The sequence below is a fragment of the Nocardia gipuzkoensis genome, from assembly GCF_021183645.1.
Taxonomy (GTDB): Bacteria; Actinomycetota; Actinomycetes; order Mycobacteriales; family Mycobacteriaceae; genus Nocardia; species Nocardia abscessus.
On sequence record NZ_CP089225.1, the window covers coordinates 6,304,384 to 6,320,932 of the forward strand.

Here is a 16,549-nt window from a genome sequence, read left to right on the forward strand (position 1 = left end):
CGGATATGACCAACAAGGTGCTCGATCGGGTACGGGATCTGCTGCCCGCGATCCGTGAGCGAGCCGCCGACACCGACCTGCGGCGCCGAGTGCCCGAGCAGAGTATCCGGGAGCTGACCGAGGCGGGGGTGTTCCGCATGCTGCAGCCGTCCCGCTTCGGCGGCGACGAATCCTCACCGGTCGCGTTCTACGAGGTGATCCGCGCCGTCGCCACCGCATGCCCGTCCACGGCGTGGGTGGCGTCGGTGCTGGGTGCGCACCCCTGGCAGCTGGCGCTGTTCTCGCTGCGGGCGCAGGAGGACGTGTGGAGTCCCGATCCGGACACTCTGGTCTCGTCGTCGTACGCGCCGACCGGCAAGCTGACGCCGGTCGAGGGCGGCTTCGAGATCAGCGGTCGCTGGAGCTTCTCCTCCGGGTGCGACCATGCCCGGTGGGCCTTCCTCGGTGCGGTCGTGCCGGACGACGACGGGGGAGCGGAGTACCTGACCGTTCTGGTGCCGCGCACCGACTACCGCATCGAGGACGTCTGGCACGTGTCCGGGCTGTCCGGGACCGGCAGCAACGACATCGTCATCGAGAACGCGTTCGTACCCGTGCACCGGACCTACCGCGCCAGTGACCAGGCCGCCTTGCGCGGGCCGGGCCAAGAGGTCAACACCGCTCCGCTGTATCGCATCTCGTTCGGCGCGGTGTTCTCCAACACGATCACCGCCCCGATCATCGGCGCCGCGCAAGGCGCCTACGAAGCGCACATCGAGCGCATGCGCGAGCGGGTGCGGATCTCCTACGGCGGGCAGAAGGCTGCCGAGGACCCGTTCGCGCACGTCCGGGTGGCCCGCGCCGCCTCCGAGATCGACGCGGCCGTGCTGCAGATGGAGCGCAACATCGGCGAACAGCTGCGTTATGCCGAAGCAGGCGAGGAGATCCCGTTCGAGCTGCGGGTCCGCAGCCGCCGCGATCAGGTGCGCGGCACCGAACGCGCCATCGAGGCCATCGACCTGCTGTTCGACAACTCCGGCGGCCATTCGATCCGCAAACCCAACCCGATCGAGCGGCACTGGCGCGACGCGCACGCCGGCAGCGTGCACGTCATCAACGACGTCGAGCGCGCGCTCGTGCTCTACGGCCGCAACGCGTTCGGCCTGCCGGTCACGGATCGGATGATCTGATGACGCTCACCGCCGAGAGCACCACGCGCCGGAGCACCACCGGTGGACTGACCCTGCGCTACCACGAAGCGGGGTCGGGCGCCCCGCTGGTGCTGCTGCACGGCTCTGGACCCGGCGTCTCCGGCTGGGCCAACTTCGGCGCGAACCTGCCGGTACTGGCCGAGCGTTTCCGCTGCCTGGTCATCGATCAGCCGGGCTTCGGCGCCAGCGGCCGTCCGGAGGTCTACGAACGCAACTATCTGCGCATCTCCGCCGACGCGGTGCTGGGGTTGCTCGATGATCTCGGCCTGGAACGCGTTCACGTGCTGGGGAATTCGATGGGCGGCGCGGTCGCGACGTTGCTGGCGCTGGAACATCCCGAACGGGTCGATCGGCTGGTGCTGATGGCGCCCGGTGGCGTCGGGGTGAACGTGCTCGGGCCGGAACCGTCCGAAGGCATCACGCGGTTGCTGGAGTTCAACGCCGAGCCCACCCGGGAACGCCTGTTGCCGTGGCTGCGCACCATGGTGTCGGATCCGGCGACCCTGACCGACGAGCTGATCGATGCCCGGCTGAAAGCCGCCTCGGATCCGGCCGCCGTCACCGCGCTGCGCGACGCCTACGCGACCTTCGCCGACCCGGCTCTGGCCGAGCCGATTCCGCTGTGGGCGCGGTTGCGTGGCCTGCGCGCGCAGACCCAGATCCTGTGGGGCCGCGACGATCGGGTGACACCGGTCGAGGCGGCGCTGTTGCCTGCGCGGCAGATCCCGAACGCCGATCTGCGCGTTTTCGCCCGCTGCGGCCACTGGGTGCAGATCGAGCGCAAGTCGGCGTTCGAACGGGCGGTCGTCGATTTCCTCACCGCCGGACTCTGATCACTCGGGCCGGCACCGGTCACACGTCGTGATCCCGGACCCAGCCCGCGATCTGGGTCCGGGAGGTGAAGCCCAGTTTGGTGAGTATGTGCTCGACGTGGGTCTCCGCCGTGCGCACCGAGATCACCAGGTCGGCGGCGATGCGTTTGTTGCTGTGGCCGGCCGCCACCAGCCGTGCGACGTCCTTCTCCCGGCGAGTGAGGACGTCGGCCGCCGCCTCGGACACGACCGGAGCGGTGCGCGCCGGGGAGGAGACGCGGCCCAGCGCATAGTCGATCGCCTCGTCCAGCGACAACGCCGCGCCGCTGTCGAAGATCTCTTGGAACGCCTTCGCGCCCAGCGCTTCCCGCACTTCGTTGCGCATCTTGTCGCCCAGGACGCCGGTGATGGCGTGGGCGAGACGCACGGTGCTGCGCGCGAGGATCTCCGCGGCGCCGAGCAGGCGAGCGGCCCGCTCGAAGTCACCGCGCGCGACCGCCGTCCAGGCCAGCCCTTCGAAGGCGGAGGCCAGCCAGACGCATCGGTCGAACAGGCTGAACATCTCGATGGACCTGGCGAGGTACTCGGTGGCGGCATCCTGGTCGCCGTGCCGCCAGCGGTCCAGGCCCATCGACCACTGCGCCAGCCCGCCGAGCAGGTGTGGTCCCCGCGCGACGGCCACCGCCAGGAGCCGTTCGGCGAGAACGGTCGAGCGCGCCTCGTCCAGCACAAGCGCACACACGAACGCGAAGGCGAGGCTGTCCATCTCCATCGCGTGGTGGCCGCACTCCGCGGCCAGGTGGGTCGCGGTCTCGGCCAGTTCGAGTGCCCGAGCGGTGTCGTCGTCGTTGAAGGCCAGCAGCGCCGAGTCGAGCATCGCCTCGGCGAGGATGTCCGGAGCGTTGAGTTTCCTTGCCAGCGTGACGCATTCGTCCACCAACCGGCGAGCGGACCCGCGATCGGACAGCAGTGCGGCCAGCGAAGCGGCCGCCGACAGCGCGCGGGCGCGCGGCTGTGACGGTTCGCCGGACTTCGCCAGCGCGTCGGTCAGCCAGCGGTAGCCCTCGGTGAGGAAGCGGTTGTGCTCCCAGAACGGCCGCAGCACCGCGGCCATCTCCAGCGCCGTCTCCGGCGCGCCCGCGAGGCCGCACTGCAGCGCCGCGCGCAGATTCGCGTGCTCGCGGTTCAGTTCGCGGAACCAGGCGACGTCGTCGGAGCTCCAGTACGCGGTGCGGCCGCGCAACGCCAGCCTCCGGTAGTGCTCGAGGTGGCGCGCTCGCACCGCGGGTTCGCCGCCGCGTTCGGCCAGCCGGTCGTGGGCGAACTGCCGGATCGGCTCCAGCATCGCGTACCGGCCGACGTCGCCGTCGTAGCGCAGGCTCAGTACCGATTTGTCGACCAAGCCGGTGAGCGCGTCGAAAAGCGTCCGCCGACCGGCCTCCACCACGCATACCGCCTCGGCCGCTTCGATGTCGAAACCACCGGCGAACACCGACAGCTGCTCCCAGAGCCGCTGTTCGGCCGGGGTGCACAGGTCGTAGCTCCAGCGGATCGCGCCTTCGATGGTCTGCTGTCGCTGCGGCGCGAGGCGCGGTCCCGCACTGAGCAGGCCCATGGTGTCGTCGAGCCGGGCCAGGATCTGTTCGGGGGTGAACAGGCGAAACCGCAACGCGGCCAGTTCCAAGGCCAGCGGAATGCCGTCGAGCCGACGGCAGATCGCCGCCAGCGCACCACGGTTCGCGGCCGTGGCCGCAAAGCTGGGATTGGCGGCCCCGGCCCGTTCGGCCAGCAGCCGCATCGCATCGCTGTCCGCGGTCTCGTCGTCCGGTAGCGGCAGGGGCGCGACGGGCATGACCTGTTCGCCCTGCACCCCCAGCACCTCCCGGCTGGTCGCCAGTACCCGCACATCGGGGGTGGTGGCGACGATACGGCCGACCAGCCGCGCGCAGGCGTCGATCAGGTGCTCGCAGTTGTCCAGGATCAACAGCAACCGTTTGTCCGCGAGGAACTCGGTCAGTCGCGGCAGTGGCGCCGCCGTGTCGTCGCGCAGCGCCAGCACCTCCGCGACGGTCACCGTCACCAGATCGGGATCGTGCACGTCGGCCAGCTCGACCAGCCACACACCGTCCGGGAACGCGCGCGCGACCGCGACGCCGACCTGGCGGGACAGCCGTGACTTGCCGACGCCGCCGGGCCCGAGCAGGGTCAGCACCCGGGTCGTCGGCAGCAGCCGCTTCGCGGCGGCGAGTTCCTCCCGGCGCCCGACGAAGCTGGTGACCTCGGCAGGGAGATTGCCGATGGAACGCCGCGCCATGGGTGTCAACCCTAGGTACCGCGCGTGGCGCGCAAGAGCGTTCTGGACAAATTCGACTCCGGACCGCCGGTTCTCATCGGGCCGCGACCGCGGCGTCGACCTCGGTCAGCTGGTGGCGCATGCGGTCGCGCTTGGCGCGCAGATAGCGCACGTTGTGCTCGGTCGGTCTGGCCTGCAACGGTATTCGCGTCTCGACGGCGATGCCGTACTCGGTCAGCCCGGCTTGCTTGGCCGGGTTGTTGCTGAGCAAGCGGACCGACCGCACACCCAGATCGGCGAGGATCCGCGCGGCGGCGTCGTAGCGGCGAGCGTCGACGGGCAGCCCGAGCCGCAAGTTCGCGTCGACCGTGTCGGCGCCTTCGTCCTGGAGCTCATAGGCACGCAGCTTGTTCAGCAGGCCGACGCCGCGCCCCTCCTGGCCGCGCAGGTAGACCACGACCCCGCGCCCCTCGGCGGCCACGGCCTGTAGAGCGGCGTCCAACTGCTCGCCGCAGTCGCAGCGCAGCGAGCCGAACGCGTCGCCGGTGAGGCATTCCGAGTGCACCCGGGCGAGCACGTCCCGGTCGCCGGGCACACCGAACACGAGTGCGAGGTGTTCGGCGTGGTTCGTCTCGTCGCGGTAGCCGATCACCCGGAACTCGCCGAAACGGGTGGGCAGGCGGGTCTCGACGATCCGGACGACGCCCGACTCGAGCCGGTGGCGGTAGCCGATCAGATCGGCGATGGAGATGATGGGGATGCCGTGCACCCGGGCCATGGTCAGCAGCTCGGGCAGCCGGGCCATCGACCCGTCGTCGCGCACCACCTCGGCGATGACTCCGGCCGGGCGCAGACCTGCCAGCCGCACCAGGTCGACCGCGGCTTCGGTATGGCCCGGCCTGCCCAGCACGCCCGCCGGGTGCGCCCGAAGTGGGAACACGTGCCCGGGGCGAGTGAGGTCACCGGCCGTGGTGGCGGGATCGGCGAGCAGGCGCATGGTGCGCGCGCGGTCGGCGGCCGATATGCCGGTGCCGATGCCCGCCGCGGCGTCCACGGAGACCGTGTACGCGGTGCCCTTCGGATCTTGATTCACCGCCGTCATCGGTGGCAGCTCGAGCCGGTCCAGGTCGCCGCCCGCCATGGGAACGCACAGGACGCCGCTGGTGTGCCGCACCAGGAACCCGATGTTCGCCGCGGTCGCCTTCTCCGCGGCGAGCACCAGATCGCCTTCGTTCTCGCGGTCCTCGTCGTCCACGACGAGCGCCATGCCCCCGCTCGCGATCGCCGCCACCGCGGCAGGCACCGTGTCCAGTTCACCGGTCGTCATCCGCCACCTCCATATGCCTAATCGAAATATGACGAGGCAGGAAGAACCAGGCGGCGTCTCACTCAGTGAGGCGATCGATGTCCGCGAGTAGCTCCCTGGCGAAATCGCGCTCGGCCTCGTAGTGCCGCACACACCAGCGCAACACGAGTTCCGGATAGGCCCAGTCCGGATTCGCCTCGGCGCCCTGCGCGTCGGCCTCGGCCCGCTTGCGCATCTTCTCGGCGTAGGCGATGTGCTCGGTGAGGATCTCGCGCATCCGGTCGGGCTCGGCGAGATTGCCGAGCCACGCCCGCAGCAGCACGCTGTGCTTGAGCACCGGCGCCTCGACCGGCGCGTGGTTGACCCAGTTCGCGGCCGCCGCACGGCCTTCCGGCGTGATGGCGTACATCCGCTTGCCGCGCACACCGTCCTCGTGCACCACCGTGCGGGAGGTGGCGTAGCCGTGCTTCTCCAACCGTTTGAGTTCGGCGTAGATCTGGCTGAACGACGGGCTCCAGTAGAAGAACTGCAAACTCCAGTCGGCCCACTTCTTCAGGTCGTAGCCGGAGAGTTCGTCGGCGTGCGAGAGCATTCCGAGCACGGCCCACGCGGTGGTGGGCAGATCGGGCACCGCGGGTGTCACGCCATCGGTCATCGTCGGACTGTACCGCCCAGGCATATGCGGATTCGGAACTAGCGCCAGCGCGCCCGGCGTCCGAACAGCGCCCGACCGGCCTCGTGGGAGATCTCGAGCAGCACCCGGGCCAGCTTGTCGAAGCTCATCGCGTCCGCCCGCCCGGACAGCGACAAGGCCGCGGGTGCGGCGCCTCGGCCGCGCATCGGCGCTGCGACGCAGGCGATTCCGTCCATCGATTCCTCGCGGTCCAGCGCCACGCCCTGCCGCAGCCGGATCTGGGCCAGGGCGCGGTGCAGCGCGTCGGGCTCGGTGATGGTGTGCGCGGTCAGTCGGGGCAGACGGGAATGGAACGCCGCTTCGGCGATACTCGGCTCCAAGCCGGCCAGCATCGCCTTCCCGAGCGCGGTGCAGTGCGCGGGCATGCGGCCGCCGAGGCGGGTCGGCAGCATCGCCGCCAAACGGCCACCGGCCTTGTCCAGGTAGACGACCTCGCGTCCGTCGAGCACCGCGAGATGTCCGACCATGCCGGTGCGCTGACACAGTTCGTGCAGCAGCGGGCTGACGGCGTCGCGGATCTCGTTGTGATCGGCGGTGAGCCCACCCAGTTCCAGGGTGCGCATGCCCAGCCGGTACCCGCCGGAGGTGTGGGCCAGCCAGCGCAGCCGGATCATCTGGTCGAGGATCCGATGGACCGTCGAGCGCGGCAGGCCGGTGCGCTCCACCAGGCCGAGCAGCGTCAGCGTGGGGGTGGCGGCGTCGAACGCGTCCAGGATGAGCGTCATCCGCTCGATCATCGACACCGGCACGTCGGCGCCGGGATCAGCCGCCTTGGGGCGGGCGCGGTGTGGGACACGGCCGGTGCTCGGCTGTGTGTCGGGCAGCAGGGTGACGGTCATCGGAACCTCCGTCGGTCGGATTCGGTCAGCGTCGACCAGGCATCAGGTGCTCGATCGTTGTGTCTCCCATCACACTGACCGGTTCGTGACCGGGCCGAATCGGGAGAACTACGTAGCTTCCACGGATCTCCATCTCGGTGACCGGACACCGATCTTGACGCCCGCCCGGCGATGCCTGCTGTCATAGCTATCAGGTATATGCCTGATCGAAATAGGAGGCCCGATGGAACCGGTGCTCGAGATGGACGGATCGCCGCTGGACGTGCGCGACTTCAAGGCCGTGCTCGGTCGCTTCTGCACGGGTGTCACAGTGATCACCGGGCGCTCGGAAGGCGGGCCGGTCGGATTCACCTGCCAGTCGTTCTCGGCGCTGTCGCTGCGGCCGCCCGCGGTGTGCTTCTGTCCCGCGCGCACGTCCACGTCGTGGCCGCGTATCCGCACGGTCGGCCGGTTCTGCGTCAACATCCTGGCCCACGACCAGCAGGAGATCTGCAGGCAGTTGGCGCGCAGCGGCGCGGACAAGTTCGCGGGCGTCGACTGGGCGCCTTCGCCGAACGGGTCGCCGCGGCTGGCCGGAACCATGGCGTGGCTGGACTGCGAGCTGGAGCAGGAGGTCGACGGCGGTGACCACACCATCGTGATCGCCCGCGTCACGGCGCTGTCGGAGCATCGGGATGCCGCGCCGCTGCTGTTCTACCGCTCCGCGTTCGGGCGGCTCGATGAGGCCTGAGCGTCTCCCGGCCAGTGGGACTTCACATTTCCGCGCCGGCATTCGGAAACGAAATATCGAGGCGACAGACGTGCGCGAATTGTGGAGGAACCGATGACTACCGACCCCGAGATTCGAGTGATCGACGCGGGCGCTCCGCCGGCCCGGTACGCGCGCGGCTGGCACTGCCTGGGGCTCGCGGCGGACTTCCGGGACGGGAAACCGCATACCATGGAGATCTTCGGCACCGAACTGGTGGTCTTCGCCGGCTCGGGCGGAGAGCTCTCCGTACTGGACGCCTACTGCAGGCATATGGGCGGAAACCTCGGAGACGGCCGGATCGAAGGGGACTCGATCGCCTGCCCGTTCCACGACTGGCGCTGGGGCGGCAACGGTCGCTGCACCGGCATCCCCTACGGCCGCCGCGTGCCGCCCCGGGCGCGGACCCGCTCATGGCCGACGTTGGAGCAGAACAAGCAACTGTTCGTGTGGAACGACCCGGAAGGCAACCCGCCGCCGGAACAGGTCACCATCCCGCGCATCGAGGGCGCGTTCAGCGACGAGTGGACCGACTGGACCTGGAACACCATGGCGATCGACGGCGCCAACTGCCGCGAGGTCATCGACAACGTGGTGGACATGGCGCACTTCTTCTACGTGCACTTCGGGTTCCCCACCTATTTCAAGAACGTCTTCGAAGGCCACATCGCCAGCCAGTACATGACGTCGGTCTCGCGCGAGGACATGATGGGGGAGACCGCGAAGGCGTTGGGCGGCAAGAACGTTCTGCACTCCGACGCCTCCTACTACGGCCCCTCCTACATGATCGACCACTTGCGCAGCGAGAGCGCGGGCCTGACGGTCGAGGGCATCCTCATCAACTGCCACTATCCGGTCTCGCCCACGAAATTCGTGCTGCAGTACGGCGCGATCGTGAAGAAGCCGCGCGGCGTGCCCTCCGAGCAGGCGGAGGAGATCGCGGCGAAGTTCGCCGGTGGCCTGGGGCGCGGCTTCGAACAGGACGCCGCGATCTGGCAGCGCAAGACCCGCATCGACAACCCGCTGCTGTGCGAGGAGGACGGACCCGTCTACCAGCTGCGCCGCTGGTACGAGCAGTTCTACACCGACGTGGCCGAGATCGACCCGAAGATGACCGACCGCTTCGAATTCGAAGTCGACACCACCCGGGCGGTCACGGCGTGGGAGGCCGAGGTCGCCGCGAATCTCGCCGAGCGCGCCGCCGCCGGAGCCTGAGCGGGATCGGTATGGAACGAATCATCTGCCGCACCTGCGAAACCTGTGTGCTGGTCGAGAAGTTCAGTTCGCAGCACACCAGCGTGCAGTGGAGCGGTGCCGCGGTGGCGGCGTGCGCCGAGTTCGCCGGAGTGGACAGCGCGCGGAGGCGGACGTGCGCGGCGCTGCGCGACAGCATCGATGCCGCCGTCGCGGGCGGACTTCTCGTGGTCAGCACGCGGGACGGGGATGTGCCGTGAGCGTGGAACACGCGACGACAACCGTGGACGACCGGAGAGGAGACACGACAGTGGATCGGGTCGAAGCGGCCGTGCCGTCGGCGCCTGCCGCTATTCCCGCTGGAATCCTGAGCCTGCGCGTGACCCGGGTGATCCGGGAAACCGGTGATGCGATGTCGCTCGAGCTGGAACCGGAGGCGCAGCAGTCGAATTCGATCGACTATCGCCCCGGCCAGTTCCTGACCTTGCGGATACCGAGCGAGCTGACAGGCTCGGTGAGCCGCTGCTACTCGTTGTCCAGTGCGCCGCACGAGGGCGGGCCGCTGAAGGTCACCGTCAAGCGGACGCCCGGCGGCTACGGATCGAATTGGCTGTGCGACAACGCTGTGGCAGGCACGGCCGTCGACGCGCTGCCACCCGCCGGCGTCTTCACCCCCACCTCGCTCGACGACGATCTGCTGCTGTTCGCGGCGGGCAGCGGGATCACCCCGGTGCTGTCGATCCTGAAATCGGTGCTGGCGGCAGGGTCGGGGCATTGCACGCTGATCTTCGCCAACCGCGACGAGCGGTCGGTGATCTTCGCCGCCGAACTCGCCGATCTCTCGGCCCGGCATCCCGGCCGCCTGCTCGTGGTGCATTGGCTGGAGACCGTGCAGGGGCTGCCGACCCGCGCGCGGCTGGCGGCGCTGGCGGGGCCGTGGTCGGATCGCGAGGCGTTCGTCTGTGGCCCGGGCCCGTTCATGGACGCCGTCTGCGCCGCGCTCACCGAGTTGGGCGCCGACCGCAAGCGCGTGCACGTCGAGAAATTCGTGTCGCTGCACGGCAACCCGTTCGAGGCCGATACGTCGCAGGTGACCGACCCGGCCGACAGCGCAGCGGTGGAAGTCGAACTCGACGGCGAGACACGCGTACTGCCCTGGCCGCGCCACCGGGTCCTGCTCGACGTGCTGCTGGCCAACGGGCTCACGGCGCCCTACTCCTGCCGCGAGGGCGCGTGCAGCGCCTGCACCTGCCGGGTCGTCGCGGGGCAGGTCCGGATGCGGCACAACGAAGTTCTCGACGACGCCGACCTGACCGAAGGCTACGTGCTGGCCTGCCAGGCGGTCCCGGTCACCGACACGGTGCAAGTCACCTATTCCTGAGGAGTACGACGAACAATGGCTGACATCGCCTCGCTCGGTTACGTCCGAGTCGCCATCGCCGACGTGGCCGCCTGGCGCGCCTTCGCCTTCGACGTGATGGGCTTCGCGCAGGCCACCGGACCGAATCCGGACAGCGTGTACCTGCGGATGGACGAGCACGCCTACCGCTTCGAACTCGTTCCCGCGGAGCGGGATCGAGTGCTGGCCGTCGGCTGGGAGGTGCGCGACTATCGCGCGCTCGCCCGGCTGCGGGAAACGCTGGAACAGGCGGGCGTCACCGTCACACCGCTCGGCCAGGAACAGGTCGACGCACTGCGCGTGGAAGAAGCCTTTACTTTCACCGACCCCGCCGGGTTCACCGTGGAGGCCTTCCACGGCCCGGTGCTCGACCACAGCCCGGTCGTCACCGCGCACGGGCATCGTTTCGTCACCGAGGGACTGGGGCTCGGCCATGTAGTGCTGCCGGTACCCGATCTGGCGGAGGCCAACCGTTTCTACTGCGAGGTTCTCGGATTCCTGCCCCGTGGCTCGTTCCGGGTGCCCACCCCGCCCGGCGTCGGCCCGGTGCGCGTTCGATTCCTGGGGGTCAACCAGCGCCACCACAGCCTCGCCCTGATCCCCGGCACCCGATCCGACGGTCCGGGCCTGGTGCACATCATGGTCGAGGTCGACCAGCTCGACGCCGTGGGGCGGGCGCTCGATCGCGTCATGCGCGCGGGCTACCCGCTGTCCTCGACCCTGGGCAGGCACACCAACGACAAGATGATCTCTTTCTATGTCCGCACTCCCGGCGGCTGGGATCTCGAATACGGCACCGAGGGCGTGTTGGTCGACGAATCCACTTACAGTGCCGAGGAGATCACCGCCGACAGCTACTGGGGCCACGAATGGTCGCGCGGCTGACTTGCGGGGGCTTGCCCTGGATGTGTTCCGCGCCGCTCGATCCCGTCGCTGGACCTAGACTGTCGATTCGAGTAGGAAGGACGCTGATGAAGCGGAGATTGAACTGCCCCTGCGGAGAATCGATCGTCGGAACCGACGAGGACGATCTCGTGGAGAAGACACAGGCCCATCTGGCCGAGAACCATCCCGGACACGAGTACTCGCGCGACGAGATCCTGTTCATCGCGTACTGACGCCGAAGGCGCTGCGCCCGCTGTGGCGGGCGACCTATCGCGATGGGATCATCTCGGGCGCAGGCCGTCGATCATGTGCGTGATGGTCTCGTCCAAGAGTTCCTCGGCGGTCTCCGCCGCGATCACTCCGGAGCCGACGAAGGTGGCCAGGCCCTGCAGCGTCGCGACCGCCGAGAGTGCGATGCGGCGCGGGTCGCCCTCGATCACCTCGCCGAGTTGCTGGGCTTCGCTTATGAGCGCGACGGGGGTCGCGAACGCGGCGTCCACCCCCTGGGACATGGCGTCGCCGGCCGCCGGGCTGTGCCTGCGCGCGAACATCAGCGCGACGAGCGCCGGGTTCTCGGTCGCGAAGCGGAGATAGGTCCGGGCCAGCGCCCGGATGTGCCCGTCGATGGAGCCCGCGGCCGCGGTCCGCTCCAAGGCGGCGGCGAGCCGCTCGAATCCGGATACCGCGATGGCGTCCAGCAATGCCTGCTTGTCCTTGAAGTGCCGCGTGGGGGCGGCGTGGCTGACTCCGACGTCACGCGCCAGCCGACGCAGCGACAGGCCGTCGACGCCGGACTCGCGCAGCGTCGCCTCGGCCCGCTGCAGCAACTCGGCGCGCAGGTCGCCGTGGTGATAGGACCGGCTTCGGGTGATCGGCATGGTGTTTGCAGGATAACAAAATGTAGGCATTGCCTACTTTGTAGGCAGTGACTACATTAGCTCGCATGACGGTTCGGACCTTCACCGCCCCGATCGCAGTGCTCATGGTCTTCGCGGCACTGCTTGCCACCATGTACCTCGGCTACGCCAGCAATACCGAGCAGAACCTGCACGACTTCCCGGTGGCCCTGGTGAACCAGGACGTCGGCGACACGCTCGACGGCAAGCCCGCCAATGTCGGCGCCCAGGTCGCCGACGCGCTGGTCGCCGGCATTCCGGGAGAGAAGATCGACCTGCGCGTCGTCGGTATCGCCGAGGCGCGCAAGCAGTTGCAGCACGGCGAGGTCTACGGAGCCATCGTCATTCCCTCCGACTTCACCAAGCGGCTGGCGATCCTCGGCGCGTCCGCCGTGGTCCCCGGGCAGATCGAGCGGCCGGTGATCACCGTCCACACCAACCCCCGGATCGGCCCGTACACCACCGGGATCATGCAGCGCATCGCGGACCGCGCGCTGAACCAGGTGGACGAGACCGTCGGCAAGAACCTGACCGACCAGGTGAACTCCGCCCTCGCCGCGGGGCCGGGCGCGCCGGTCGAACTCAGTGGCGCCGCCCGCCTGATGCTCGCCGACCCCGTGCAGATCGTCACCGCGCCGTATCGCCCCATGGACGACGGCGCCGGGCAAGGTCTCGTCGCGTTCTTCTACACCTTGATCCTGCTGCTGGCCGGCTTCACCGGCGCCATGATCATCCACACGCTGGTCGATTCGGTCCTCGGTTTCACGCCTACCGAGTACGGCCCGTGGTTCGTCCACCCGCCCGCCACCGGCATCTCCCGTTTCCGGACGCTGCTGCTGAAGTGGGCGGTCATCGTCACCGCGGCGCCGATCCTGTCCGGAATTTTCCTGACCGTGGCGGCGGCATTGAGCGTTCCGCTGGGCAACCCGCTGCTGTTGTGGCTGTTCGGAACGCTGGCCATCGTCGCAGTCGGCGTGACCGCGCTGGCCGTCTTGGCCACCTTCGGCACCGCCGGATTGCTGGTCAATCTGATCCTGTTCGTGGTGCTCGGCCTGCCGTCCTCGGCCGCCACGGTGCCGCTGGAAGCGACGCCCCCTTATATCGCGCACCTGGCCGCTTTCGAACCGATGCACCAGATCTACCTGGCCGTGCGCGCCATCCTGTTCTTCGACGCCCGCGCCGCAGCAGGTTTCGGCCAGGGGCTGTGGATGACGTTGCTCGGCCTCGGAATCGGCCTGCTCCTCGGCGCGACGGCCACCGTGGCCTATGACCGCCGTGGACTGCACCGGGCCACAGCGCCCGCCGAGAGCGCACCGGTCGCCGGTGTGCCCGCCGTCGCCGGATAACGGTGGACCGGTGATCAGTCGTCGGCGGCGGCCAGTAGCGCGTCCAGTTTTCCGGGGTCGACACCGAAACCGGTGAGGCGGTTCAGCGGGAGGGAGGCGATCATCCGCATCATGTCCATGCCGAGTGCCGTTGCGTCGCCCATACTTTCGGACATGCCGCCGAACACCTCGGACAGCGCGGCCGCCGCCGTCGGATCGGCCAGCGCCTCGCCGAGGGTCGACTCCGCCGTGATCGGGATCCGCAGTTCGTCTCCGGCGAGGTCGACCTGTCCGGTGCGGCGCAGATCCCGGCTCGACGCGCCCGCCCAGACCTGGTAGCTACCGCCCTCCACGACCCAGCGGCCGACGCGGGTCTCCCAGTAGGCCAGGTCGTCGCGGGCCAGGAGAATCGAGATCTCTTCGCTCGCACCGGGTTCCAGTTCGGCAGTGACCGCGACGCCCTTCAACTCCCGAACCGGACGCGTGACGGAGGAGCCGGGCACCGCCGTGTACACCTGCACCACCTCGCGACCTGCGCGGGAACCGGTGTTGGTGACCAGGACGCGCACCGCGATACCCGCCGCGTCCGCCGCGAGCGCCAGATCGGCGTACTCGAACGTGGTGTAGGACAGACCGTGCCCGAACGGGTACGTCACGTCCATGTCCCGGCTGTCGTACCACCGGTAGCCCACGTAAAGACCCTCGCCGTAACGCACGTGCGAGTTCTCACCGGGGAAATTCAAGTAGGCCGGGGTGTCCTGCAGCCGTACCGGCACTGTTTCCGCGAGCCGACCCGACGGGTTCACCACACCGAACAGCACGTCGGCGAGTGCGCCGCCGCCGGCCTGGCCGAGCAGACCGCCGTCCAGGATCGCAGGCGCGGCGACCGGAGCCAGCCGAACCACTCCGCCGTGTGAGAGCACCACCACGGTGTCCGGTTGGGCCCGCACCACCGCGTCCAGCAGGTTGAGCTGCTCGGCGGGCAGTTCGAGGTGTTCCCGGTCGAACCCCTCGGATTCCTGCGTGGCGGCCAGGCCCAGGAAAACCACGGCCACGTCCGCGTCCTCGGCGGCGGCGACCGCTTCGGCGCGCAGCGCGTCGTTGTCCGCCTCGGTGTCGCTCGTGGTGAATCCCCGGCTGTAGGAAACGGTCCCGACGCCGGACAGCGCGCGGATCTCGTCGAGCGGCACATCGAGCCGGGTCGGGGTGACGTGCGAGCTGCCGCCGCCCTGGTATCGCGGTTCCACCGCGAATTCGCCGATCACCGCCAGCGAGCGCCCCGGAGCGAGCGGCAGGAGGTCACGGTCGTTGCGCAGCAGGACGACGCAGCGCGCGGCGATCTCGCGGGCCAGCCGATGGTGCTCGTCGGCGTTGTCCAGGGCATCGCCGAGCTCCCGGCCGGCCACCACCCTCGCCGCCAGCCTCGCCACGTTCCGCGCGGCGCGGTCGACGTCCGCCGGGTCGAGGGTGCCCTCGGCCATGGCCGCCACCACCTGTGCGTCGGAGACGCCGCTGCCGCCGGGCATCTCCAGATCCAGCCCGGCCGTCACGGAGGCGGGCCGGTCGGCCACCGCGCCCCAGTCGGACACCACCGCGCCGTCGAATCCCCATTCGCCGCGCAGCACGTCGGTGAGCAGCCAGCGATTCTGCGCGGCGTGCACACCGTTGATCCGGTTATAGGAGCACATCACCGTCCACGGCCGCGCGGTACGCACGATATGGGCGAACGCGCGCAGGTAGATCTCGCGCAGCGGGCGCGGGTCGATGTCGGAACTCGCGCGCATCCGATCGTGCTCGGCGTTGTTGGCGGCGAAATGCTTCAGCGAGGCGCCCACTCCGGTGGCCTGCAGACCGGTCACCCATGCCGCGCCGAGCCGACCGGTGAGCAGCGGATCCTCCGAGTAGTACTCGAAATTGCGCCCGCCGCGCGGATCCCGCTTGATATTGACGCCCGGCCCCAGCAGCACATCGACGCCCAGCGTGCGGGCCTCCCGGCCGAGCGCTTCACCCACCCGTCGCGCCAGCTCGGTATCCCAGCTCTGCGCGAGGCCGACCGCGGGCGGGAAGCAGGTGGCGGGCAGGCTCGCGGCCAGCCCGAGGTGATCGGTCGCGCCGGGCTGCCTGCGCACACCGTGCGGGCCATCGGTCATGGTGACCGAGGCGACCGGACCGATCGCCTTCGTGGTCCAGAAGTCGGCGCCGCTGCCGAGCGCCGCGCGGTCCTCCGGCCACAGGTCGGTGAGGTCGGGCTCGCTCGTCATGGCAGCTCCTCGGGTCGAAACCGTTATCGAAAACAGTATGCCATTCGGTTTTCGTGGCGGGGGAGATCCGAGTACAGTCGCGGCGTGGTTCGGCGCGGCGCGTATTCGAAGGGAATCGCCAAACGAGAGGAGATCCTCGAGGCGGCGCTCGAGATCGTGGCGCGTGTCGGGTACAGCCGGACCACTGTGCGCGAACTCGCCGAGTCCGTCGGCCTGAGCCAGACCGGTCTGCTGCACTACTTCGGCAGCAAAGAGCAGCTCTTCGCCGCCATCCTCGCGCGGCGCGACGAGACCGACCGCGCTACCTTCACCACCCCCGCCGTGCCACCCGATCTGCCCGCAGCGCTGATCCGCCTGATCCGGCACAACGCGGACGTGCCCGGCCTGGTCGAGCTCTACGCCCGCTTCTCCGCCGAGGCCACCCGCCCAGAGCACCCCGCCCACGACTACTTCCGGGACCGCTACCGCACCGCCCGCGACGCCCTCACCGCCGCCGTCGCCGACCTCCGCGAATCCGGCCACGTGCCTGCTGATCTCGACGCCGACCGCTTCGCCGTCATCGCCATGGCGCTACTCGACGGCCTGCAGACGCAGTGGTTGTACGACCCGGCCGTGGACATGGCCGACCACGTGGCCTACCTGTGGGAGCTGATCGAACGCTCCGGAAACGGAGCCGAGCGGTCGCGCCCACCCCGGTAGTATCGGGA

General features: G+C 69.4%; 16 protein-coding genes. 10 read left to right on the forward strand and 6 right to left on the reverse strand.

The window, feature by feature from the left end; translation table 11 throughout:
* The first annotated feature begins 5 nt into the window (after positions 1–5).
* Positions 6–1,169 (forward strand): 3-hydroxy-9,10-secoandrosta-1,3,5(10)-triene-9,17-dione monooxygenase oxygenase subunit, encoded by a 1,164-nt coding sequence (gene hsaA / locus LTT66_RS28715; RefSeq protein WP_233061716.1) that lies wholly within the window; start codon positions 6–8, stop codon positions 1,167–1,169.
* Positions 1,169–2,023 carry an alpha/beta fold hydrolase gene (locus LTT66_RS28720; protein ID WP_233061717.1) on the forward strand — a complete coding sequence of 285 codons (855 nt, stop codon included), beginning with the start codon at positions 1,169–1,171 and terminating at the stop codon, positions 2,021–2,023. The genes hsaA and LTT66_RS28720 overlap by 1 nt, the downstream gene beginning before the upstream one ends.
* 19 nt (positions 2,024–2,042) lie before the next feature.
* On the opposite strand, the gene LTT66_RS37145 is transcribed toward LTT66_RS28720, so the two are convergent.
* The 4 genes from LTT66_RS37145 to LTT66_RS28745 all read right to left on the reverse strand — a co-directional run bounded on the left by LTT66_RS37145 (position 2,043) and on the right by LTT66_RS28745 (position 7,134).
* Entirely contained in the window at positions 2,043–4,316 is a 2,274-nt protein-coding gene (locus LTT66_RS37145; RefSeq protein ID WP_269821976.1) for a LuxR C-terminal-related transcriptional regulator, read from the reverse strand.
* A gap of 73 nt (positions 4,317–4,389) precedes the next feature.
* Complete coding sequence (locus LTT66_RS28735; RefSeq protein WP_233061718.1) at positions 4,390–5,622, reverse strand: bifunctional 3,4-dihydroxy-2-butanone-4-phosphate synthase/GTP cyclohydrolase II; 1,233 nt, start codon at positions 5,620–5,622, stop codon at positions 4,390–4,392.
* Positions 5,623–5,680: 58 nt separating this feature from the next.
* Positions 5,681–6,256 (reverse strand): PadR family transcriptional regulator, encoded by a 576-nt coding sequence (locus LTT66_RS28740; RefSeq protein ID WP_233061719.1) that lies wholly within the window; start codon positions 6,254–6,256, stop codon positions 5,681–5,683.
* Between the two features lie 38 nt (positions 6,257–6,294).
* Positions 6,295–7,134, reverse strand: coding sequence for an IclR family transcriptional regulator (locus LTT66_RS28745; protein WP_233061720.1), 840 nt, complete (start codon positions 7,132–7,134; stop codon positions 6,295–6,297).
* A gap of 223 nt (positions 7,135–7,357) precedes the next feature.
* Between LTT66_RS28745 and LTT66_RS28750 the strand changes: the two genes are divergently transcribed.
* The 6 genes from LTT66_RS28750 to LTT66_RS28775 all read left to right on the forward strand — a co-directional run bounded on the left by LTT66_RS28750 (position 7,358) and on the right by LTT66_RS28775 (position 11,593).
* A complete protein-coding gene (locus LTT66_RS28750) occupies positions 7,358–7,864 on the forward strand; it encodes a flavin reductase family protein (RefSeq protein ID WP_233061721.1) in 507 nt (168 codons plus the stop codon).
* 93 nt (positions 7,865–7,957) lie between these two features.
* Complete coding sequence (locus LTT66_RS28755; RefSeq protein WP_233061722.1) at positions 7,958–9,097, forward strand: Rieske 2Fe-2S domain-containing protein; 1,140 nt, start codon at positions 7,958–7,960, stop codon at positions 9,095–9,097.
* Positions 9,098–9,108: 11 nt separating this feature from the next.
* The gene (locus LTT66_RS28760; protein ID WP_233061723.1) at positions 9,109–9,336 is read left to right on the forward strand and encodes a hypothetical protein; all 228 of its coding nucleotides are present in this window, start codon (positions 9,109–9,111) and stop codon (positions 9,334–9,336) included.
* Between the two features lie 152 nt (positions 9,337–9,488).
* A complete protein-coding gene (locus LTT66_RS28765; RefSeq protein WP_233069430.1) occupies positions 9,489–10,457 on the forward strand; it encodes a ferredoxin--NADP reductase in 969 nt (322 codons plus the stop codon).
* A gap of 15 nt (positions 10,458–10,472) precedes the next feature.
* Complete coding sequence (locus tag LTT66_RS28770; protein WP_233061724.1) at positions 10,473–11,360, forward strand: VOC family protein; 888 nt, start codon at positions 10,473–10,475, stop codon at positions 11,358–11,360.
* An 86-nt stretch (positions 11,361–11,446) separates the two neighbouring features.
* Positions 11,447–11,593, forward strand: coding sequence for a DUF1059 domain-containing protein (locus tag LTT66_RS28775; protein WP_195101874.1), 147 nt, complete (start codon positions 11,447–11,449; stop codon positions 11,591–11,593).
* A gap of 48 nt (positions 11,594–11,641) precedes the next feature.
* Here the strand turns inward: LTT66_RS28775 and LTT66_RS28780 are convergent, their stop codons facing one another.
* On the reverse strand, positions 11,642–12,238 hold the full coding sequence (locus LTT66_RS28780) for a TetR/AcrR family transcriptional regulator (protein WP_181720373.1): 597 nt from the start codon (positions 12,236–12,238) through the stop codon (positions 11,642–11,644).
* 65 nt (positions 12,239–12,303) lie between these two features.
* Here LTT66_RS28780 and LTT66_RS28785 point away from each other — a divergent pair, with 65 nt between their 5' ends.
* Positions 12,304–13,602 (forward strand): YhgE/Pip domain-containing protein, encoded by a 1,299-nt coding sequence (locus LTT66_RS28785; protein ID WP_195101870.1) that lies wholly within the window; start codon positions 12,304–12,306, stop codon positions 13,600–13,602.
* A gap of 14 nt (positions 13,603–13,616) precedes the next feature.
* On the opposite strand, the gene LTT66_RS28790 is transcribed toward LTT66_RS28785, so the two are convergent.
* Positions 13,617–15,842 carry a glycoside hydrolase family 3 C-terminal domain-containing protein gene (locus LTT66_RS28790; RefSeq protein ID WP_233061725.1) on the reverse strand — a complete coding sequence of 742 codons (2,226 nt, stop codon included), beginning with the start codon at positions 15,840–15,842 and terminating at the stop codon, positions 13,617–13,619.
* 84 nt (positions 15,843–15,926) lie between these two features.
* Between LTT66_RS28790 and LTT66_RS28795 the strand changes: the two genes are divergently transcribed.
* The gene (locus tag LTT66_RS28795) at positions 15,927–16,541 is read left to right on the forward strand and encodes a TetR/AcrR family transcriptional regulator (RefSeq protein ID WP_233061726.1); all 615 of its coding nucleotides are present in this window, start codon (positions 15,927–15,929) and stop codon (positions 16,539–16,541) included.
* The last annotated feature ends 8 nt before the right edge of the window (positions 16,542–16,549 follow it).

Coding starts and splice junctions, on each gene's coding strand:
- hsaA (WP_233061716.1), top strand. CDS start 6: ATGACCAACAAGGTGCTCGATCGGGTACGGGATCTGCTGCCCGCGATC.
- LTT66_RS28720 (WP_233061717.1), top strand. CDS start 1,169: ATGACGCTCACCGCCGAGAGCACCACGCGCCGGAGCACCACCGGTGGA.
- LTT66_RS37145 (WP_269821976.1), bottom strand. CDS start 4,316: ATGGCGCGGCGTTCCATCGGCAATCTCCCTGCCGAGGTCACCAGCTTC.
- LTT66_RS28735 (WP_233061718.1), bottom strand. CDS start 5,622: ATGACGACCGGTGAACTGGACACGGTGCCTGCCGCGGTGGCGGCGATC.
- LTT66_RS28740 (WP_233061719.1), bottom strand. CDS start 6,256: ATGACCGATGGCGTGACACCCGCGGTGCCCGATCTGCCCACCACCGCG.
- LTT66_RS28745 (WP_233061720.1), bottom strand. CDS start 7,134: ATGACCGTCACCCTGCTGCCCGACACACAGCCGAGCACCGGCCGTGTC.
- LTT66_RS28750 (WP_233061721.1), top strand. CDS start 7,358: ATGGAACCGGTGCTCGAGATGGACGGATCGCCGCTGGACGTGCGCGAC.
- LTT66_RS28755 (WP_233061722.1), top strand. CDS start 7,958: ATGACTACCGACCCCGAGATTCGAGTGATCGACGCGGGCGCTCCGCCG.
- LTT66_RS28760 (WP_233061723.1), top strand. CDS start 9,109: ATGGAACGAATCATCTGCCGCACCTGCGAAACCTGTGTGCTGGTCGAG.
- LTT66_RS28765 (WP_233069430.1), top strand. CDS start 9,489: ATGTCGCTCGAGCTGGAACCGGAGGCGCAGCAGTCGAATTCGATCGAC.
- LTT66_RS28770 (WP_233061724.1), top strand. CDS start 10,473: ATGGCTGACATCGCCTCGCTCGGTTACGTCCGAGTCGCCATCGCCGAC.
- LTT66_RS28775 (WP_195101874.1), top strand. CDS start 11,447: ATGAAGCGGAGATTGAACTGCCCCTGCGGAGAATCGATCGTCGGAACC.
- LTT66_RS28780 (WP_181720373.1), bottom strand. CDS start 12,238: ATGCCGATCACCCGAAGCCGGTCCTATCACCACGGCGACCTGCGCGCC.
- LTT66_RS28785 (WP_195101870.1), top strand. CDS start 12,304: ATGACGGTTCGGACCTTCACCGCCCCGATCGCAGTGCTCATGGTCTTC.
- LTT66_RS28790 (WP_233061725.1), bottom strand. CDS start 15,842: ATGACGAGCGAGCCCGACCTCACCGACCTGTGGCCGGAGGACCGCGCG.